The organism is Flagellimonas pelagia (assembly GCF_003584135.1).
GTDB classification, from domain to species: Bacteria; Bacteroidota; Bacteroidia; order Flavobacteriales; family Flavobacteriaceae; genus Flagellimonas; species Flagellimonas pelagia.
The window spans coordinates 213,728-234,213 of record NZ_QXFI01000009.1 but is presented as its reverse complement, the minus strand read 5'-3'; the positions used below and the strand labels follow the sequence as shown (position 1 = coordinate 234,213).

The following is a 20,486-nucleotide window of genomic DNA, read 5'->3' as shown; positions in this document are numbered from 1 at the left end:
TTTTAGACAATACTCCTAGATTGTTCCACATATTATTAAACCAAAAAAGTTTTCGTTTCTTTGTCTAAATAAATCACACCTCCATTTATGGAAATTCTTGGTATTGATATAGGCGGGTCAGGCATCAAAGGTGCCCTGGTCAACGCCGAAACAGGGGAAATGTTGACGGAACGCTATCGAATTGCCACCCCAAAATCCAAAAAACCAAATGATATGGCCCAGGTTGTGGCCGAAATCGTGGAACACTTCAACTACAATGGACCTGTAGGCTGTGGTTTCCCTTCCATTGTTAAAAATGGGGTCTGTATGTCTGCCGGAAACCTTCACCCGAGTTGGGTAGGGGTCAATATTGATGAATTGTTCACCGAAACCACCGGACATGAGTTCACCGTACTCAACGATGCCGATGCCGCCGGTTATGCCTCCATGAATTATGGGGTTGGAAAAGGCAAGGGAGGGCTTGTGATCATGATCACCATTGGGACCGGTCTCGGTAGTGGTGCCTTCTTTAACGGAGTGCTGATTCCAAATTTTGAGTTGGGGCAGATTCCATATAAAAAGTACAAGAAAATTGAAAAATGGGCAGCGGCCTCTGCCAAGGACCGTGAAGACCTAAGTTTAGAAAAATGGGCCAAGCGATTCAACAAGTTCTTGGAATACGTTGAACTGATCGTTAGTCCGGACCTCATCATCGTGGGCGGTGGCACTTCCAAAAAATGGGAAGAATTCAGCCATCTCATCAACATTGAAACCGAAGTTGTCAAGGCCGAGCTTATGAACCACGCCGGTATTATTGGTGCAGCCGTGGCCTGTCTTCGAGAACAGCACCACGGGCATTTGAGTGCTAAGGGTTAAATCGGTTTATTGCGCTTACGATCTACCTCTTTTAAGTATATCTTTCTAATCCTTAAGTGATTTGGGGTAACCTCAACATATTCATCCTTTTGGATGTATTCCAACGCTTCTTCCAAAGAAAACTTGATGGCAGGCACAATCTTGGCCTTCTCATCAGCACCTGAAGAGCGTACGTTCGAAAGTTTTTTGGTCTTGGTCACGTTCACGGTCATATCATCACCACGGGAGTTTTCACCAATGACCTGTCCTTCGTAAATATCCTCTCCCGGATCAATGAAGAATTTGCCCCTTTCCTGAAGTTTGTCAATGGAATAAGGAATAGCGGTACCGTTTTCCATGGATACCAGGGAACCGTTCAAACGTTGTGCAATCTCTCCTTTCAAAGGTTGATATTCCATAAAGCGGTGCGCCATAATAGCCTCGCCAGCCGTTGCGGTCAACAATTGGTTCCTCAGACCGATGATACCTCGGGATGGGATCATGAACTCACAGAGCATGCGGGATCCTTTGGATTCCATACTGATCATCTCCCCTTTTCTAATGGACACCATTTCCACAGCCTTGCCCGAAACCTCTTCCGGAAGGTCAATGGTCAAGTGTTCCACGGGTTCACATTTCACACCGTCAATCTCTTTGATGATCACCTGTGGCTGTCCAATTTGGAGCTCATAGCCTTCCCTTCTCATGGTCTCTATCAACACCGAAAGGTGCAATACCCCTCTACCAAAAACCATGAATTTATCGGCACTGCCGGTTTCCTCCACCCTTAGGGCCAAGTTCTTTTCCAGCTCCTTTTCCAATCTTTCCTTGATGTGCCTTGAGGTAACAAACTTTCCATCCTTCCCGAAGAATGGGCTATCGTTGATGGTGAACAACATACTCATGGTAGGCTCATCAATGGCGATAGACTTCAATTTTTCAGGATTCTCGAAATCAGCAACCGTGTCCCCAATATCAAAACCTTCCATCCCCACAATGGCACAAATATCACCAGCTACCACTTCTTGAACCCTTACCCTACCAAGACCTTCAAAAGTGAAAAGCTCTTTTACTTTGGTTTTGATGATTTTTCCATCTCGCTTCACCAAAGAAATGTTCTGACCTTCCTTCAAAGTACCTCTTTGCAATCTTCCAATGGCTATCCGTCCCGTAAAAGAAGAAAAATCCAAGGAAGTGATCAACATCTGGGTGGTACCTTGTTGTGGTTTAAAGGTTGGGATATGCTCGATGACCATATCCAAAAGAGGTTCTATATTTTCAGTCGGGGTTTTCCAATCCTCTGCCATCCAGTTGTTCTTGGCAGAACCGTAAACCGTTGGGAAATCCAACTGCCATTCCTCGGCACCCAATTCGAACATCAAGTCGAATACTTTTTCGTGAACTTCTTCGGGAGTACAGTTTTCCTTGTCCACCTTGTTGATCACCACACAGGGTTTCAAACCAAGGGAAATGGCTTTTTGCAGTACAAAACGGGTCTGCGGCATGGGTCCTTCAAAGGCATCCACCAACAACAGTACGCCATCGGCCATATTGAGTACGCGCTCCACTTCACCTCCAAAATCGGCGTGCCCAGGAGTATCGATAATGTTGATTTTGGTGTCCTTGTACACCACGGAAACGTTCTTGGATACAATGGTGATCCCACGTTCCCGCTCCAGGTCGTTGTTGTCCAAAATCAAATCGCCTTTGTTCTCATTATCCCGGAACAACTGGCAATGATACATGATTTTATCCACCAAGGTAGTCTTACCGTGGTCTACGTGGGCAATGATTGCAATATTTTTGATGTTGGACATAACCTGATTTTTAAGCCCGCAAAGATACTGCTATTTTTTACTTGTCAACACACCCAAATGTTATTTTTATCTTATTGATTTTGTGGTAGTTTGGGAACTACAGACCTACACACCAACGTTTTTCGCTGATGATGAAACCAATACTGAGGTTCACAACGGGGTAAATGCCGCCTTTAAAGGGTCCGGCATAGTACCCTGCGCCGGCATCAATGGAAAAGCTAATTCCTGAATTATAGCTGCGTTGGATTCCGTAGACCAATCCACCATAGCCATGTACACCATCCACCAATTGTCCTTCCACAGTACGCTCCCCGGGCGAAAACAAAGTGGCCGTAGGCGCGATATAATTTCCAGAATTGCCATAAATGGACCTTCGACGATGGTAACGACCGTTGAAATTGTGATAAAACCGATATTGGGTGGTGATGGCAGGGAAAAAATCCAAATTTTGTGTGGGTTCGATGCTGGCCGGCTCCAAGGCCACTTGCCATGCTACCCTAAAGTCCAAGGTGCTATTGACCCCAACGCCCATCTCATATTCGAGCCCTGGGTTGAAGACATTTAGTTTGATCTGTCGTATCTCACAGTTTTTGCCATACTGGGCATGTATAAAATTGCCCAAGAACAAGAATGCCAAAAGTAGAAAACGATGCATAGTAGGTGGATCTGGTATTCATATAACACCTACTTTCTAAAAAAAGTATGCATTGTCCCTACAATCTTGGTTTCAATAATCGAATTTGGGTTCTCTGGATTTTCGCTTGGTGGCAACCCATCCAAAGGTAAAATGAATCAATGGCCCATACCCATCCGGGACACCATCTCCTTTGTACAGCCCTGCACCCAATTCCGCATTAAAGTTGAACCCGTTTTTATAGGTTCGTTGGATGCCATAGACCATACCATAAAATCCTAGGTTGAAATCCTTTGGGCCATCGATATTGGTAGATATCCGCAACTGTGAAAAGAAAATGGCCTGAGCTGCGGCTATGTAATTTCCCGAGTTGCCCGAAACATTCTTATCCATGTCAATCCTTCTTTGAAAATTGTGGTAATAGCGGTACCTGTTGTTCGATGTCAACCCAAACGCATATCCTTCCCCATAAGTGGCAGTGGCCAAACCCAAACCGGTAGAGACACTTTGGTTTTTGAACAATCCCAGTTCATAACTGAACCCTGGACTGAGCAGATCAAACTTAAATTGATGGCGTTCCAGATTGATCAGATCAAAGGTCCTCCCCTTTTCATAAAATTGTGAAAAGACAGAAAAACAGCTTAAAACCATGAAGGGAACAAGGAGTAGTTTTTGGGTCATAATTGAAGGTTTTGATTGTGATAAATCTAAAAAGGTTACCAAGCTTATGTAGTATATTTGTGCAAACTTTAAGAAATGGACATCACCAGAATCCCTCAGATAAAACATACGGATAGCAACAATTTTTTCCTTTTGGCCGGTCCTTGTGCCATTGAAGGGGAAGAAATGGCCATGCGAATTGCCGAAAAAGTGGTAGCTGTTACGGACAAGCTCAAGATTCCCTATGTATTCAAGGGAAGTTTTAAAAAAGCGAACCGCAGCCGTATCGACTCCTTTACAGGTATTGGTGATGAGAAAGCATTGAAAATCCTCAAAAAAGTATCCGATACTTTTGGGGTACCGACCATTACGGACATCCATGAAATTTCTGATGCCACTATGGCGGCCGAATATGTGGATGTACTCCAGATTCCTGCATTTTTGGTACGCCAGACCGATTTGGTGGTAGCTGCTGCAGAAACGGGCAAAGTGGTCAACCTAAAAAAAGGCCAATTCATGAGTCCGGAAAGCATGAAACATGCCGTGACCAAAGTTACCGAAACGGGAAATGAACAAGCCATTATCACCGATCGGGGAACCATGTTCGGTTATCACGATATGATCGTGGACTTTAGGGGCATCCCTACCATGAAACAATATGCGCCTGTGGTTTTGGATGTGACCCACTCCCTACAACAACCCAACCAATCTTCAGGAGTAACAGGCGGTAGGCCCGCCTTGATCGGCACCATGGCCAGGGCTGGAATTGCCGCTGGCGTGGATGGACTCTTCATGGAAACCCATTTTGACCCGGCCAATGCCAAAAGTGATGGCGCCAATATGCTGGATCTAAGTTTATTGGAAAAGCTACTGACAGATTTAACGGCTATCAGAACAACCATCAATTCCCTATAAAGGTTTTTAAAACACATTATATTTTTGAAACTTTTTGATTTTCAGTAGTTTAAAATTTATTTTAAGTTTTATTTATAATTAGTCTAAATATTATTTGGACAGACAAGTGTTGGAATATACATTTGCATCTGAAATTTATTTAGACCAATTATAAATAATAAAATGAAGAATATACTACTCATCCTCAGTTTAGCTGTCTTTTGTACTTCTCAAGCTCAAACTGGCAACCTAAAAGGTAAAGTTACCGACCAAAGAAACCAACCTTTGCATAATGTAAACGTGGCTCTATCCAACACCAGCTTGGGAGCTACCACGGACGAAGCTGGAAATTATCAAATCAACGATTTGGCACCAGGCTCCTACAGCCTTACCTTCTCTATGGTCGGATATGGCACCAAGAATATTTCCGTTACGGTATATGCAGACCAAACCACCAATGTTCCTGCTATTGTCCTCGCTGAAAAGCAAGAACAATTGAACGAAGTGGTCGTTGAGGGTCATCAGAACAAATATGTGGAGAACAAACCCTCCACTTCCCTGCGTCTCAAGACCGAGTTGGTAAAACTGCCCCAAAACGTGCAGGTCATCAGCGCCGATCTTTTAAAGGACCAACAAGCTACTACCATCATGGACGGTGTGATCCGCAATGTGAGTGGTGTAACCATGTTGGAGCACTGGGGGCAATTTGCCCGTATCCATATGCGGGGATTTCGCTTACCTGCTTTCCGAAACGGCGTCAATGTTCAAGACACATGGGGGCCACTTGCTGAAGACATGAATACTGTAGAACGTATTGAATTCGTGAAAGGTCCTGCCGGTTTCATGATGTCCGCCGGGGAGCCTGGTGGATTTTATAACGTAGTGACCAAAAAACCGACCGAACAATTCATTGCCAATGCTTCCTTCTCCGTCGGTAGTTTTGATTTTTACCGTGGCACCGTTGATGTCAGCGGCAAACTTTCTGAAAATGGCAAGCTGTTGGGCCGTTTCAACGCCATGTACCAAACTACGGATAGCCACCGAGGCAACGAAGATGTTACCCGGTATGGCATTGCACCTTCCTTGACCTACAAATTTTCGGACAAGACATCGATTACTACAGAAATGAACCTTCAACAGGCGGAATCCTATTTGGGGTCGGCCTATATTTTTGCACCTGCCAGTGCAGGTTATGCAAGTTTGGACAGGGATTTCAAATTCACCAATAACGATTACCCTGTGACCGATATCCAGGAAGTTACCTTCTTTGCCAACATGAAACATGAATTTTCGGATAACTGGAGTATGGAAGGACAATTGGCTTACCTCCGTTATGATCAAGTAGGGAACTCCACTTGGTTGCTATCCATGGCGGATAATGGCGATGCTTATCGATATGTCTCAAAATGGGATGCCCTTTCCATCGGGAAATTTGGACAGATCTATATCTATGGTGCCTTCAATACCGGTGGTGTTTCCCACAAGGTGATGGGTGGCTTTGATTATAGCGACAAAACCTATTGGGCGGATTGGTTCGAGTCTTCCGTGGTAGATACCGATGCTCCTTTCAATATTTATAATCCTGTTTATGGCGAAAGTCCAGAGACCAACTTTAACCGTTCCGTATCTGTTCAGTACCGCAACGGTGGAACCCCATATGGATCAAATATAGCGAGGGCCTACTATGCCCAAGATGAAATTGGATTTTTGGAAAACCATATCCGATTGACCCTCGCTGGAAGATACACCAACCTATACTCACTAGGCAAAACCGAAACCGATGATGTATTCACGCCCCGTGTCGGATTGAGTGTGGATATAATCCCTTCCTTGACAGCGTACGCCCTTTATGATCAATCCTTTTTACCGCAGAGCGGAGTGAACAGTTCAGGTGATATTTTGAACGATCCTGTGGAAGGAAAAGATATTGAAGGAGGAATCAAAGCCAACTTTTTTGAAGGAAGATTAGTAACCTCATTGGGAGTTTATAAAATCAACAAGAACAAGATTTTGGTAGGTGATCCTGCATTCCCAAATGACAACTTCTCCATTTATTCCGGAGAGATTGAATCCAAAGGGATTGAATTTGACGCACAGGGACAGATTACCCCAGAGCTTAACCTCGTCCTAAACTATGCCAACACTAATGTGGAGGATCAATCCGGTAATTTGGTGGCCGGTTTTGCCAAACACGTTACCAACGGATGGTTGAACTATAATTTTGCCGAAACATCAACCTTAAAAGGTTTCGGTGCGTCTTTGGGTTACCAATACCAAGTAGACCGTTCCACATGGGCCTGGGCAGCGGACAACCAATCCGATCTACCCAATTATTTCCGATTGGATGGTGCCCTTTCTTGGAGAAACGATCATTTTAGGGTGCAGGTAAACATCAACAACATTTTGGATGAGTACCTATATTCCGGCGCCAACTATGGAAGTTACCTATACTGGCAATCCGAACCTGGCATCAATGGCAGATTAACTGTTTCCTATACTTTTTAAGCAACCTTAAACCAAAGGGTCCCTGTCGCCAGGGACCCTAAAAACAATACTATGAGAACAAAACTTTTATATCTCTTTTTCTTCTTTGCAGCCATATCCGCTAATGCACATTATTTATGGATTGAAACCAACGGCACTGCAAAATCAGGTCAAAAACATGAAGTCCGTGTTCATTTTGGGGAGTACACCTATGGTGTCATCGAAAAAGTGGAAGGCGAGGCCTTTCCATCGGTAGCCAATTTTACCCTTTGGGTAATTGCCCCGGATGGCACCAAGACCGAATTGAAGACCGAGGCCAAAGAAGACCATTATTTGGCCTTCTTTACCCCTTCCAAAGATGGGGTGTATACCGTGACTCTCAACAACAATGAAATTGATGTCATTGATTATACCCAATACGATTTCGGTATTTTCAAGACCCACTACCACTCCACAGCCAAAGTGCAGGTAGGAAAGACTGATGGTGATACCCAAACGGCAAACCCAAATGGGATCGTGGTAAAACAATTGGCCAATGATAGCAATGAAGTTAAGCTTCAGGTATTCTACAAAGGCGAGCCTCTGGTCAAGAACGAACTGAAAATTTATGTAGCCGACCTTTGGTCCAAGACTTTGTATACGGATGATAACGGGCAGGTTTCCTTTGCAAGACCTTGGGAGACCAAATACATCGTGGAGACCACCATCAAGGAAGAAGTTCCCGGCACCTACAAAGGCGAGGATTATCAATTTATTTGGCACTGCGCCACGTATTGCATCAAATAGACCCAACTTATGACTACCGGTATTTCGCTCCTCATTTTTATCGCCTTTTATCTTCTGTACAGCACTTCCAAAAAGATGGCTGCCATCAGTAGTTTTGGGGTTGAAACCTGGTTAAGTGAACATGCCAAAACCTCTAAATATACTGGTTTGGCCCTTTTGACATTGTCACTGGGGCTAAGCTGCTTTTATTGGGGAATGGGCTCCGGGGCGTTTACTTTTTTTATCATTCTCATGACTGTTGCCAGTTTGGTCATTTTACTGGCTCCCTTGCGATTGTTGACCTATTCCTCACTCGCTTGTACTTTGGTGCTGTCCTTACTTTTTGAAACCATTTTGTTCTAAACCATGCCAGCCAATAAAAAATATTTGACCCCATCACCCTGGCAACGATTTGCCAAAATTAGTGCCGCCATTTTAGGTGGGCTCATGGTCGCAGTCACTTTTCATATGGCCTTGGCCAGTTGTTTCGATCATGTGACCGTTATCATCACCTGCACCTTTTCTGCCTTCATTCTGTGGGCCGTTTTAATGGTATTGGCTTTTCTGGGTAAAAATGGCTGGAAAATATGGGGCATTTACCTACTGGCCAGTGTTCTTCTAGGTGTCATATTCTATTTTGGGAACCAAACCCATCCAATTGTTTGATCTTATGGGGAACAGAATCTATAATATCCTCTTCCATACCCACACCGTTAGCGGTATTGTGATCAGTGTGGCACTTTACGTTATTTTCTTTGCGGGTTCCTTTTCCTTTTTCAGGGATGAAATTGCCAATTGGCAACGTGGACACCAAGTGTCCCAAGAAGATGCCATTCCGGGGAGTGTAGACCAGTATTTGAAAGATCTTTCCGAAAATTACAACCTCCAGGGAAGAGATGTAGAGCTCTACCACTATTTCAACGAACGGAACATTTCGGTGAGCTTATCGGCTTCCAAAGATTCGTTGGCCACTGAGAAAGACAAGGTTGGGGCTTTTTTCTATATGGATACTGAGGATAAGACCACCTCGGACTATAGGGGTTCCTATCACTTGGGAGAGTTTTTGTATCGCCTTCACTTTTTAGACCAAATCCCCTACCCTTATGGTCGGTATTTGGCGGGATTGGTAGCCTTCTTCTTCCTTTTTGCCATTATTACGGGTATTTTGGTGCATTGGGACAAAATCGTATCCAATTTTTACACCTTTAGGCCATGGGGCAAGCTAAAAACGGTGTGGACCGATGCCCATACCGCCTTGGGTGTGATCGGCTTTCCATTTCAATTTGTATATGCCGTGACCGGGGCCTTCTTTTTGTTGAAAGGGATTTTAATTTTACCGATTGTCATGGGTCTGTACGATGGTGACCAAAACAAACTGTACGAAGACCTGGAATACAACCACCCTATATATGCCTATCAAAATGAAAAACTGGAACAGCCCATCTATATTGACAACCTAGTCGACGAAGTAAAAGAGGATTGGCCCGATTTTAGGCTCACCGAGGCCCATATTTTCAATTATGGGGACACCAACATGCACATTTCCATAAGCGGACATCTGGGATATGCCTCCAAATTTAGTGGTGCAGGGCATCGCATCTATAAAATTGCGGATGGTTCCATTGTGGAGGAAAAAGTTCCCATGACCAACAATTCTTATCTGGATGGGGTAAAGAACATCATGTTCCGATTGCATTTTGGGGATTATGCCGGTTATGGCTTGCGGGTCATTTCTTTTATCCTTGGATTGATATCCTGCTTTGTGATCCTTTCAGGCATCTTGATATGGTTGGTGGCAAGAGACAAAAAGAACATTCCTGAGAAAAGACGAAAATTCAATCATCAAGTGGCCAATATTTATATAGCCATCTGCTTGACAATGTATCCTGTGACCGCTTTGGAATTCATCATAGTCAAGTTTGCTCAACATGTGGATATGGCATTCCTTTACCGAACCTATTTCCCCATTTGGTTAGTGGCCACTCTTTTCTTCGTTTTTAAAAAAAACATAAGCTTTACCAATAAATGGACGTTGATTTCGGGTGGAATTTTGGCCTTATGGATTCCGGTGGCCAATGGAGTCATGTCAGGTAATTGGCTTTGGACAGCTTACAGGAATGGACAGGAACAAATTTTGTTGGTAGACTTGCTTTGGTTGATCTTGGGATTGGTGACCCTTTGGATCGCCTTCTTCAAGTTGAAAACAAAACAGACCGAGTTTGTCCCAACCAAAAGTTGATCATTTCCAAAATCCTTTGTGGTTGACAGTTTCTGCATCCTGGATAACCTCCATAAAAACTTCGGCATCCATATCTTCCAAATTGAAATAGCGTAGAGACCGCATCACCTTTCGCTTTTCTGTTACCATTTTGTCTAGATGGACGCTCAGGTGCGCTGAGCTCCAAAAACCTACATCCACATATCCTTTTTTACGGGACACATTGAAATAACAAAAGGGTTTGCCATTAAGATAGTAGAACGGCAACCGGTACTTGAACTTTAGTTCAACCTTGGGTGCCGTGGTCTCCACCAATACCTGTAATTGCAATAAAATGCTCTTAAAAGGTTCCTCTTGGTTCAGGATATAGTCTTCGGCAGGGTTCATGAATTAAAATTCGAAAAAACATTTCAATTAACCGTTTCTTAAACCAAAGAATACGTTGGTTTTATACTTTTGGAAAAACCAACGACATGAAATTCCATCCTCTTTTTATTGCCCTTGTTTCCACTTTGGCCCTATCCGCCCAAGACCATTCGCACAAAAGTTCACGGGCCATCACCTTCCCTGACGTTCCCGGATACAAAACCTTGAAGACCGACCTTCACCAACATACTGTTTTTTCCGATGGAAACGTGTGGCCGACCATTCGTGTGATGGAGGCGCTTCGCGATAATCTAGATGTTATTTCATTAACGGAACACATTGAATATCAACCCCACAAGGAAGACATTCCTCACCCAGACCGGAACCGTTCTTACCATTTGGCACTACAGGAAGCCAAGGATCATGATCTTTTGATCATCCATGGGTCTGAAATTACCAGACAGGCTCCCATGGGACACAATAACGCGGTCTTTATACAGGATGCCAACAAATTATTGAATGAAAATGCCGAAGATTCCTTTGCAGAGGCCCAAAAACAGGGTGCTTTTATCTTTTGGAACCATCCGGCATGGTACGCACAGTCCCCAAAGGGAACACCCATTTTAAGTGATTTTCAAAAAGAGCGGATCAAAAAAGGTGAACTCAACGGAATAGAGGTTATCAATACCGGTGATTATGCAGAAGAATCATTGGCCCTTGCCTTGGAAAACAATTTGACCATTATGGGAACCAGTGATATCCATGGCCTTATTGATTGGGATTATATCGAAAAAGGGCATGATCGTCCCATAACCTTGGTTTTTGCCAAAGAAAAAACTGCCGAATCCCTCAAGGATGCCTTGTTTGCCGGAAGGACCGTAGCGGTCTTCAACTCTCTCTTGGTCGGGAAGAAGGAAAACTTGGTCCCGCTCTTGCAGGCCTGCATCGAAGTCGAAAAAGCACAATACATCAACAAAACTTCCATTTTGGAAGTTACCTTGAAGAACGTTTCCACTAGTGACCTCATTTTTGAAAACCAGATGCCCTACACGTTCTATTCAAGCTCCCCAGTATTCACGGTTCCTGCTGGTAGCACAAAGACCATCAACATTAAAACCTTGGAAAAGAAAGATGGGATAACCTTAAAACTGAAAGCATTGGGTGCCTACGTGGCCCCAAAGGAGCAACCCACCATTGAATGGGGCATCAAAATTGATGATTAAGCTTAAGCGACGGAGAAAATATTGGTTCCATTGATTTCCGTATCAAAATCGGGCAACATTTTTTTGATATATTCCATGGGTGTCTTTTCGGAAATCCAGACCCATTTGCGCTTGAGGTCCACATCAAAATAAAAACAAGAGAAATCACTACAAAAATCCCCATCGATTTTCTTTAGAAGAAATCGGGTAATCTTGGGTCTTAGGCTGTATTCCATATCGATACAGGCCCTTTTTGTGGCTAGGTTCTCGTCACCCGAAGTCAACCAATTAAAATGCACTTTTTAGAATGATAGGACAGACAATATACTAAAAAACAAGAGATTACCAACTAAAAATTCTTAGTTCTCGATTTACGGTCTATTCCTTCCCGTCAACATAATCCTGCAGGTATAAATACCGAGGGGTTAGCTTGCCATTTTGGGTCATCCGCGCCCGTTCCAAAATGCCATCCTCATCCTTGTTGAAAAAAGCTGGAATCACGTATTTGGAGAATGCCTCCCCGAACCCATTGCTGGCATCCCGCGGTAATTCGCAAGGCAAATTGTCCACGGCCATCACGGCAATCGCGTTTTCTTTCTTATAATCAGTTTCTGATTCTGAAATGGGGTTATAACCGTAAATGGGATCGGCAATGGTAGAAGCACGAATGGTTGTTGCCACGGGCCCATCTATATCACAACTGATATCCGCTACAACCTTGATTTTGAAATCGGGTTGTTTGGCATCTTCCCTAGTAAAAAGAAATGGAGCTCCATCCCCGTAAAAATGCCCAGCGATATAAAAATCGGTCACCTTTGCAAAACGGAAAAAATTGGATCTGTACTCTTGCGGGTTTTTAAAAAAATCCGCCTTATTGCCTCGTACCCCGTCCTTGCGTTTGTTGTATTCCGAAGCATCAATCTGGCAATAGACAGGTTCTGAAAAAGTCTTTTTTAAATAATCGTCCACACCCACCTTCTTGAGACCCATACCATCCAACATTTCCTTGGCCCCATTACCAACCCTTCCCCTACCGGTAAGTAAAATCTTGATATTGGGTAAACTCAACTTTTTGAGCTCTGAAATCAGTGCCTGTTGGTCTTTCAACATTTCTGCTTTTGGTAATTGGAACAGACCAAACTTTAACCCATACGTCCTGAAACCGTTATACGCTCCAACAATCCCTGCATATCTACCAAAGGCCACCAATCGTTGCCCTTTTGGGTTGGTAATGACCTCATGATCATACAACTCTATGTTCTTATCCAAAATGGCCCGAAGCAAATCCCTGTTGTACGGCTGTTTTTTGATGGTGTGGGAAAAGAAAAAATACTTTTTATTCGGAATTAAGGCATCGATGGGGACTTCCTTTACTCCCAATAACACCTCGCAAGCATCCATACTATCCACTACTTGGAGACCTTTTTCTTTGTATTCCCCATCCGTGAACACCCTGATGGGCGACGATTCCACTAAAATTTGGGCGTCGGGAAACTGGGAAAGGACATTTTGGCATGCTGAAGGAGAGAGCACTACCCTACGGTCTGGCGGGTTTTTTCGCTCGCGAATGATTCCGAATCTCATAAAATGTTTTGGTATAATTGTTGACCAAAATAAGAGGTTTGGCAAGGGTAAACAAACTTTTTATCTTTTGATCGATATGGTTACCTTTGCCGACCGCGTTAGGGATAGAGGCAAGTACCCTGAACAGCCGATAGCCCGACCCTCGAGAATTCGGGGGGAACGCCCACATTACGACTGCACTCAGTGCGAAGTAAGTTCTTTGATAAAAATGGGAGAGATTCCTGCCTTCGCAGGGATGTCATCCCAATACGGGGCCGACCGGTTTTGACAGCAAGACCAATGGCTATGTAAGCATGCCGAGCTATGGAATTGACGCTCGTTAATCTCCGTTCCAACCTTTTAAATGGCGAGTCTAACTACGCTTTAGCTGCCTAATTGACTGAACTACAGTAAGTCATGGCCTAGTCCCGCAAGGCGGGAAAGCTGAATGTCCCTTGACAGCCCTTGTTGATGGCGGTCTTATTAGGGGCACCATAAAAGTCAACATAGCGATCTTATAGCTTCGTTAAGGTCGTAAAACTAAAGAAGCTAAGCGTACGATAGGCGGTTTTCGGTCGGTCGTGCGCCGACAACCAAACGGAAACTAAGCATGTAGAAAGCATGGTTATTGCTTGTTTGGACGAGGGTTCGAATCCCTCCGGCTCCACTACAAACCCCTGTGGACATTTTGTATTCAGGGGTTAACTTTACTCCATATCTCATTTCGCACTAAAACTGAATCACCCCAAATCCCTATGTACGGGGAAGTAAATTGTAATTTAGATTATCCAAAATACCCATTTCGAAACAAAATGCCCATAACCAGAATCACGGTCACCAGCAAAATTCCAAAGGACATATACACCTGTTGTCTAATGTTTTTCATAATTTCAGTTGAGGATTCCCAATGTACACTTTTTGTAGGATTAATCCACTAACAATCCTTGAATTGTCTTGAATTTTATAGATTTCTTAAAATCAATTTTTCTTTATTTTAATATCTACCTGCTCACATATATCACTACCACAAATAATCTTTTCTATTGTGGAACATGGTTACGAGTACTATACCAACACCCAGCATTCAAATATTTGGACCTCACAGCAAAGTAATTTGGACCTAACAACAAAGCCGGCAGCAAACTCTAAACGGAACTTTGTCTTATAAAATAGATATACTATGAGAAGCAAAAAAACTGTGTCGGTTACAGGCGGAACTGGTTTTGTGGGGATACATACCATTCTTCAACTCTTAGAAAAAGGATACGCAGTAAAAACGACAATCCGTAACCTGAACCGAAAAGACGAAGTCCTTGAAATGCTCAACAATGGAGGAATCTCCACCTTCGATGACCTAACATTCGTAGAGGCCGATTTGACCAAGGACACCCATTGGGATGAAGCTGTGGGCAACTGTGATTATGTGCTGCACGTCGCTTCCCCTATTTTCCTTTCCTTACCAAAGGACGAGAACGAAATGATCCGTCCCGCAGTGGAAGGCACCCTGCGCGTGTTGAAAGCGGCCAGGGATGCCAAGGTGAAACGGGTTGTAATGACCTCCAACTTTGGAGCTGTCGGTTACAGTCACAAAAATCCAAATACCGAGATTACCGAAAAGGATTGGACCGACTCCAATGAAAAAGGACTCTCGTCCTATAACAGATCAAAGGTTATGGCGGAACAGGCTGCGTGGGATTTTATCAATAAAGAAGGTGGAGAACTGGAATTGAGCGTCATTAATCCAGTAGGAATCTTTGGTCCCTCCCTCAGCGGAAAACTGTCAGCTGGTTTTGAATTGCTAAAGAATCTATTGGATGGCTCCATGAAGGCCATTCCCAATCTAAAAATGAATGTTATTGACGTTCGTGATGTAGCGGACCTTCATATTAGAGCCATGACCAACCCTAATGCGAAAGGTCAACGCTTTCTGGCTCTGGCAGGAGGCGAAATATCATTGCCCCAAATTTCCGAATTGCTAAAACAGCAAATGCCTGAGATTGCCAAAAAGGCCCCCACAAGAACGTTACCCGATTGGATAGTTTCATTGGGAGGCTTATTCAACCCAAAATTGAAGAACGTAGCTTCCATGTTGAAGGCCAAACGTGATAAGGTGAGCAATCAAAAAGCTAAAGATATATTGGACTGGAGTCCCATTTCCACTAATGAAGCCGCTATTTTGGCTTCCGTGGAAAGTATGATTAAATTCGGGAACATATAGAAACGGTTATGGGACTGAAGATAGTATTGACCGGAGCAACTGGAATGGTAGGCGAAGGGGTTCTAATGGAATGCCTGCAGAATGATGAGGTGTCCGAAATTCTGCTGGTAAGCCGACGGCATTACCCCCTAAAACACACAAAGGTAAGGGAACTCTTGATCCCAGATTTTTTGGACATTGAGAGCCATTCCGAAATATTGAAGGATTACGATGCCTGTTTTTACTGTGCCGGAGTAAGCTCAGTTGGGATGAACGAAACCGAATATACCAACATCACTTATGATACCACCCTACATTTTGCCAAAACCCTTTCTAGGTTGAATCCCAAAATGGTCTTCAATTTTGTGACCGGAAGCCATACGGACAGTTCTGAAAAGGGAAAACTGATGTGGGCAAGGGTAAAGGGAAAGACTGAGAATGACTTGATGAAGCTTCCTTTTAAGGGACAATACAATTTTCGTCCCGGATTTATGAAACCGTTCAAGGAACAACAGAACGTAAAATGGTTTTTCACGCCCATTATCTGGGTATTTCCCCTCTTGTTCCCAAAACGCTCCCTAACCTTGTCCGAAGTGGGCAGGGCGATGATAAACACGGCATCAAATGGGTATTCCAAAAAAGTATTGGAAATATCCGACATTAAACTATTGGGAAATGAAGGCTACTGATATCAAATCCTGTTATATCGGCCCAGAAATCTCTCCGGAACAGTTTGTCCCCGAGCATTTCTTCTTATTTATCGCTAAGGGAACCATCCACGGTTATGATGGTGACAAATACCAATCCTTAAGGTCCGGGGAATATTGTCTGGTTCGTAAAAATCGTTTGGCCCGGTACAACAAGGAAAGGGAAAATGGGGAGTTTGAAAAAGTGGTCATCATTTTTGATGAGCCATTTCTTAAAGCATTTCAAGAAAAACATGCCCTGACCTCATCGGAATTTTTGCCAACCAATGCTTTTTTCCCCTTGAAAAAAAATGAACTGGTTCCAAATTTCATCCGCTCCCTGATGCCCTATTACAATGGAGCCGGGAAATTGGATGAAACCTTTGCGGACATCAAACGGGAAGAATTATTGCTCATACTGCTGCGCAACCAACCCGAACTGGCCAACTTGTTCTTTGATTATGGAACACCTGAAAAAATCAACCTAGAGGCCTTTATGAACCGAAACTACAAATTCAATGTGAGCACGGAACGATTTGCCTATTTGACAGGTCGCAGTCTATCTTCCTTTAAAAGGGACTTCAAACAGGTTTTTCAAGAAACTCCTAGTCGTTGGTTGCAACAAAGACGCTTGCGGGAAGCTCATTTCCTCTTGGACAAAAAGAACAAAAGACCATCCGAAATTTATTTGGATTTAGGATTTGAAGACCTTTCTCATTTTTCATTTGCCTTTAAAAAAACTTATGGAATGAGTCCAACTGAGCTTTATGGAAAGTATGAAAACAGTTAGGAATTACCCAATGGATCAAAAGAGATTTGTATTAAGGGACAAACAACTTTTTGATGCCGGCTGACACCATACCTAAGTGCCAAATTGGAACGAAGACAAATGGTTAGTGACCATACCAATCTCCTGTTGAGAAGAAAACAAAGGGAATAACCTTCTCTATCTGTAAATTTTTTCAATCAAAGGGTTTGCAACTCCCTTATCTTGATATCCCGGAACCAAGTTTCAAAATACCAGTACTGAAGGGCAATCTTGCCTTGCGTGGCCTTCCCAAATTCGGGATATTTGGAAAAATGGGTGGCAGCGATCATCTTTTTCCATTCCGGGTCATTGAAATCCTGTTCCCCGGTAAGCACTCCGTTCAGGTAAAACTCCACTTTGCCATCCACTTGTTTGATCCTGGTCGTATTCCATTCCCCTGGCTTCATTTCTACGGCATTTTTTTGGGGGGCGAACACATAAAGGCATCCTGGTCGTTTTTCGGGAAGGTTGTAGTCCATGTGTTCGGAATCCAATATTTGGTATTCAGGACCGGTCTGCCAAGCTGTGGGTATCTCAGGTTTTTCCTGTACATTGATGAAAATGCCGCTGTTTCCTCGACTCGAAATCTTCCATTCCAAGGTAAGTTCATAATTGGTATAAGGCTTATCGGTCAATAAATCCCCTGCCGTTAATGATTCATCATTTGCGTTACTGTGAAGTTCCCCATCTACCACTTCCCATACCGAATTAACTCCTGGATTGTTGTATAGATGCCACCCATTCAAGGTTTTCCCATCAAAGAGGAGTTCCCATCCTTGCTCTTTTTCCACATCCAGCAGTTGATTATGGGTCTCGTTTTCAAGTGCCTCTTTTTTGGTTCGCCATGTTTGGGTCTCTTCTTTTTTACTTTCATTCTTGCAAGAAACCATGGCAAATAGAACAAATGAAAGAATTGTAATTTTTGTGTGCATTATATTTTGGTTTGTTAGGTTGTGCAGTCCCTAAAATTAGAAAAAGAACTTGACCCATTCTAGGTCAATTGTATAAATGTCCTGATTTTTGAAAGATGACATTCATCAATTTGCATAAAGAAGGGTTTTTATACCTTGTATATTTAAATACTCTAAAGCCATGAAAGGAAATTTTTCCGCCCTGATCAACTCAGACCAATTGGTGCTCATCGACTTTTCAGCCGAATGGTGTGGCCCCTGCAAAATGCTGGCCCCAATCTTGAAGCAGGTCAAGGATGAGCTTGGCGATTCCCTGAAAATCGTAAAAATCGATGTGGACAAAAACCAAGCCTTGGCCAACACTTTCCAAGTTCGTGGTGTCCCCACCATAATGTTCTTCAAGAACGGAAAACAACTCTGGAGACAATCGGGCGTGCTCCAAAAAGCTGATATTGTAAAAGTGGCACAGTCATTTATGTAACCATTTTTTCATTGAACAGCTTCTTGAAGAATTGATTTTAAATCCAAAAAAAAGGTTGGTGTTTCTTGCTTTAATCATGGTTTCATCGAACATTTTCCTTTTGCACCCAAATTCAAGAATTACTCAAATAAGTGTATAACCAAAAAAGGCACTTGCGAATTGAATGCGATTTTTTTGATCACGGGTTCACGGGTAAGCCTTTCAAAAAATCCCCTATCGTGATTGATCATAGCCACCATATCTATGGAATTGTCTGCCCCGATCGTTTTTTGGATAGTCTGGTTGATGGTTGAATCCTTTTCCAATTCCACAAAATCAAACTGGATGGATTTCAGCTTCTTCTTTATGGCTTTTTTGGATTGTTCCTGTTCCTTGGCAAATTCGCCATCCGCAACATGTGCAATACGGATTTTGGCATTGAAGAGTTGCGCGATTTGAAGTAATGGTTTTAATTCATAGGATTCAAAAAGGTGCTCATATCCGGTAGCCAATAATATGGTCCTTATCGTTCCATTGGAACGGTAATCATCGGGCACTGCAATAATGGGGCAAAAATCGATTTCCCGGATAATCTTGTAAGCGTTGCTCCCTATAAAAACCTCTCTCAACCCAGACGCTCCTTTGGTTCCCATGATGATATAGTCCACACCCTGGTTGTAAACGGTCCTACCGATGGCATTCACCAGATTATCCGCAATGGATAAACCCTTAAAAGTATGGTCGGGAGCATTACTTACTCCCTGTATTCTTTCCAGAGTTTTTTTAAGTTCCCTTTCAGATTCTTCCTTGATCAAATTGAACAACCTGGTATCATTGGCCATGCCCATTTTTGTACTTAACCCGGAAGTTCCTAGCTGATAGGCGTTCAAAATAAAGAAATCACAGGGGACATCTTTAAAAATGGCAAGGGCATATGCAATGGCATTCCAAGCATTTTCGGAAAAATCCGTGGGCAATATGATTCGCTTTTTTCTCATCTATTGAGATTTTGCATGACCAAAAAGGGAATCTTGATCTTCAAACTGAGAAGGTCCACAGTGGAACGATAGAGCATGTCCTCAAAGAAAGAATGCCTTGAATTGACCATGACCAACATATCCATATTTTTCTCATCTATATATTCCATGATCGCATTGGCCCTATTCTTAACGGCTGTGGTCTCAAAAAACAAGTAGGGTCTGGTAAGGGCTTCTTTCAAGAATATCTTATTGTCTTCCTGCCTTGGGCTCAATTCCTCAAAATCCGTAATATAAAGGCAATAAACATTGGATTTGAACTTTCCTGCCAAGTCTCCCAAAAGCTTAAGTTCCCTACGTTTATAAGGCAACATATAATCCGTTGGAAAGAGGATATTCTTTGGTTGTCGGTATTCAAATTCCTCCGGAACGGCCAAAACAGGGCATTTAACATATTTGAATACTTCAATCGTATAACTGCCAAAGGTGGTTTTATGATCACTGGTCTCCCCTTTTGTTCCCATGACCACTAAATCGATATTCATCTCATCCACAAAATCATTGATTCCATCCACAAGGCTATCAAAGTAGGCAACCGTCTCAAAAGTATGCATAGGGTTGGGTGGCATTCCCACAACAATGTCTAGCAATTGATCCAATTTCTTTTCCGTTTCCACCTTTTTCTCCAATTTTAGCTTCTCTATCTGTTCTGGGGAGGCAGTCTTGAACTCCCCGTACACTTCATCCGTATAAGCGTGGAATATAAAAAAACAAGTCCGCTCACATTTGTAGAGTTCCTGTGCATACTTCAGGGCATGAAGCGCATTCTTTGAAAAATCTGTGGGAATCAAAACGGTTCGCATGATTATCTCTTTTCCCAAAGGTACTGGTACAGCCCCAACTAGAAAATGACATTGGTCAATCCACCCATCAAACAGATTTTAACATTTTTTGTAAAAGGTATTGCGGTTTACACCGCCTATATTGTCGTTAACCCACAACATCTGGAC

21 protein-coding genes and 1 other RNA gene are annotated in these 20,486 nt (G+C 43.1%); 13 read left to right on the top strand and 9 right to left on the bottom strand.

The window, feature by feature from the left end; all coding sequences use genetic code 11:
* Window positions 1-87: 87 nt before the first annotated feature.
* The gene (gene ppgK, locus D2V05_RS02860; RefSeq protein WP_119646056.1) at window positions 88-855 is read left to right on the top strand and encodes a polyphosphate--glucose phosphotransferase; all 768 of its coding nucleotides are present in this window, start codon (window positions 88-90) and stop codon (window positions 853-855) included.
* On the opposite strand, the gene typA is transcribed toward ppgK, so the two are convergent.
* The 3 genes from typA to D2V05_RS02845 form a co-directional block, all read right to left on the bottom strand.
* Window positions 852-2,651 carry a translational GTPase TypA gene (gene typA, locus D2V05_RS02855; protein WP_119646055.1) on the bottom strand — a complete coding sequence of 600 codons (1,800 nt, stop codon included), beginning with the start codon at window positions 2,649-2,651 and terminating at the stop codon, window positions 852-854. The two genes, ppgK and typA, sit on opposite strands and share 4 nt — an antisense overlap.
* A 97-nt stretch (window positions 2,652-2,748) precedes the next feature.
* Window positions 2,749-3,306: a hypothetical protein gene (locus D2V05_RS02850; protein WP_147378210.1), complete on the bottom strand. Its 558-nt coding sequence runs from the start codon at window positions 3,304-3,306 to the stop codon at window positions 2,749-2,751.
* A gap of 72 nt (window positions 3,307-3,378) precedes the next feature.
* Window positions 3,379-3,966, bottom strand: a complete 588-nt coding sequence (locus D2V05_RS02845; protein ID WP_119646053.1) for a hypothetical protein — start codon at window positions 3,964-3,966, stop codon at window positions 3,379-3,381.
* A 75-nt stretch (window positions 3,967-4,041) separates the two neighbouring features.
* Between D2V05_RS02845 and kdsA the strand changes: the two genes are divergently transcribed.
* The 6 genes from kdsA (at window position 4,042) to D2V05_RS02815 (ending at window position 10,327) form a co-directional block, all read left to right on the top strand.
* Complete coding sequence (gene kdsA, locus D2V05_RS02840; protein WP_119646052.1) at window positions 4,042-4,860, top strand: 3-deoxy-8-phosphooctulonate synthase; 819 nt, start codon at window positions 4,042-4,044, stop codon at window positions 4,858-4,860.
* A 162-nt stretch (window positions 4,861-5,022) separates the two neighbouring features.
* Window positions 5,023-7,344 carry a TonB-dependent siderophore receptor gene (locus D2V05_RS02835; RefSeq protein WP_119646051.1) on the top strand — a complete coding sequence of 774 codons (2,322 nt, stop codon included), beginning with the start codon at window positions 5,023-5,025 and terminating at the stop codon, window positions 7,342-7,344.
* A gap of 51 nt (window positions 7,345-7,395) precedes the next feature.
* On the top strand, window positions 7,396-8,109 hold the full coding sequence (locus D2V05_RS02830; RefSeq protein ID WP_119646050.1) for a DUF4198 domain-containing protein: 714 nt from the start codon (window positions 7,396-7,398) through the stop codon (window positions 8,107-8,109).
* 9 nt (window positions 8,110-8,118) lie between these two features.
* Complete coding sequence (locus tag D2V05_RS02825; RefSeq protein ID WP_119646049.1) at window positions 8,119-8,451, top strand: hypothetical protein; 333 nt, start codon at window positions 8,119-8,121, stop codon at window positions 8,449-8,451.
* A 3-nt stretch (window positions 8,452-8,454) separates the two neighbouring features.
* Window positions 8,455-8,754: a hypothetical protein gene (locus tag D2V05_RS02820; RefSeq protein ID WP_119646048.1), complete on the top strand. Its 300-nt coding sequence runs from the start codon at window positions 8,455-8,457 to the stop codon at window positions 8,752-8,754.
* Window positions 8,755-8,758: 4 nt separating this feature from the next.
* Window positions 8,759-10,327, top strand: coding sequence for a PepSY-associated TM helix domain-containing protein (locus tag D2V05_RS02815; RefSeq protein WP_119646047.1), 1,569 nt, complete (start codon window positions 8,759-8,761; stop codon window positions 10,325-10,327).
* Here D2V05_RS02815 and D2V05_RS02810 read toward each other — a convergent pair whose 3' ends face one another.
* The gene (locus D2V05_RS02810; RefSeq protein ID WP_119646046.1) at window positions 10,328-10,693 is read right to left on the bottom strand and encodes a DUF1801 domain-containing protein; all 366 of its coding nucleotides are present in this window, start codon (window positions 10,691-10,693) and stop codon (window positions 10,328-10,330) included.
* Between the two features lie 86 nt (window positions 10,694-10,779).
* Between D2V05_RS02810 and D2V05_RS02805 the strand changes: the two genes are divergently transcribed.
* Window positions 10,780-11,895, top strand: coding sequence for an Sb-PDE family phosphodiesterase (locus D2V05_RS02805; protein ID WP_119646045.1), 1,116 nt, complete (start codon window positions 10,780-10,782; stop codon window positions 11,893-11,895).
* A 2-nt stretch (window positions 11,896-11,897) separates the two neighbouring features.
* Here D2V05_RS02805 and D2V05_RS02800 read toward each other — a convergent pair whose 3' ends face one another.
* Together D2V05_RS02800 and D2V05_RS02795 are read right to left on the bottom strand one after the other, a co-directional pair.
* Entirely contained in the window at window positions 11,898-12,173 is a 276-nt protein-coding gene (locus tag D2V05_RS02800) for a hypothetical protein (RefSeq protein WP_119646044.1), read from the bottom strand.
* 79 nt (window positions 12,174-12,252) lie between these two features.
* The gene (locus tag D2V05_RS02795) at window positions 12,253-13,458 is read right to left on the bottom strand and encodes an NAD(P)-dependent oxidoreductase (RefSeq protein WP_119646043.1); all 1,206 of its coding nucleotides are present in this window, start codon (window positions 13,456-13,458) and stop codon (window positions 12,253-12,255) included.
* A gap of 250 nt (window positions 13,459-13,708) precedes the next feature.
* Between D2V05_RS02795 and ssrA the strand changes: the two genes are divergently transcribed.
* The 4 genes from ssrA (at window position 13,709) to D2V05_RS02775 (ending at window position 17,110) form a co-directional block, all read left to right on the top strand.
* Window positions 13,709-14,107, top strand: a transfer-messenger RNA (tmRNA) gene (ssrA, locus tag D2V05_RS02790).
* A 510-nt stretch (window positions 14,108-14,617) separates the two neighbouring features.
* Window positions 14,618-15,655 carry an SDR family oxidoreductase gene (locus D2V05_RS02785; RefSeq protein WP_119646042.1) on the top strand — a complete coding sequence of 346 codons (1,038 nt, stop codon included), beginning with the start codon at window positions 14,618-14,620 and terminating at the stop codon, window positions 15,653-15,655.
* 8 nt (window positions 15,656-15,663) lie between these two features.
* Window positions 15,664-16,323: an NAD-dependent epimerase/dehydratase family protein gene (locus tag D2V05_RS02780; protein WP_119646041.1), complete on the top strand. Its 660-nt coding sequence runs from the start codon at window positions 15,664-15,666 to the stop codon at window positions 16,321-16,323.
* Window positions 16,310-17,110, top strand: coding sequence for a helix-turn-helix domain-containing protein (locus D2V05_RS02775; protein WP_119646040.1), 801 nt, complete (start codon window positions 16,310-16,312; stop codon window positions 17,108-17,110). Before D2V05_RS02780 ends, D2V05_RS02775 begins: the two co-directional genes overlap by 14 nt.
* Before the next feature lie 176 nt (window positions 17,111-17,286).
* On the opposite strand, the gene D2V05_RS02770 is transcribed toward D2V05_RS02775, so the two are convergent.
* A complete protein-coding gene (locus D2V05_RS02770) occupies window positions 17,287-18,060 on the bottom strand; it encodes a 3-keto-disaccharide hydrolase (RefSeq protein WP_119646039.1) in 774 nt (257 codons plus the stop codon).
* 160 nt (window positions 18,061-18,220) lie between these two features.
* On the opposite strand from D2V05_RS02770, the gene trxA reads away from it, so the two are divergent.
* Window positions 18,221-18,520 (top strand): thioredoxin, encoded by a 300-nt coding sequence (trxA, locus tag D2V05_RS02765; RefSeq protein ID WP_119646038.1) that lies wholly within the window; start codon window positions 18,221-18,223, stop codon window positions 18,518-18,520.
* Between the two features lie 119 nt (window positions 18,521-18,639).
* Here the strand turns inward: trxA and D2V05_RS02760 are convergent, their stop codons facing one another.
* Window positions 18,640-19,497, bottom strand: a complete 858-nt coding sequence (locus D2V05_RS02760; RefSeq protein WP_119646037.1) for a universal stress protein — start codon at window positions 19,495-19,497, stop codon at window positions 18,640-18,642.
* The gene (locus tag D2V05_RS02755) at window positions 19,494-20,339 is read right to left on the bottom strand and encodes a universal stress protein (protein ID WP_119646036.1); all 846 of its coding nucleotides are present in this window, start codon (window positions 20,337-20,339) and stop codon (window positions 19,494-19,496) included. Before D2V05_RS02755 ends, D2V05_RS02760 begins: the two co-directional genes overlap by 4 nt.
* Between the last annotated feature and the right edge of the window lie 147 nt (window positions 20,340-20,486).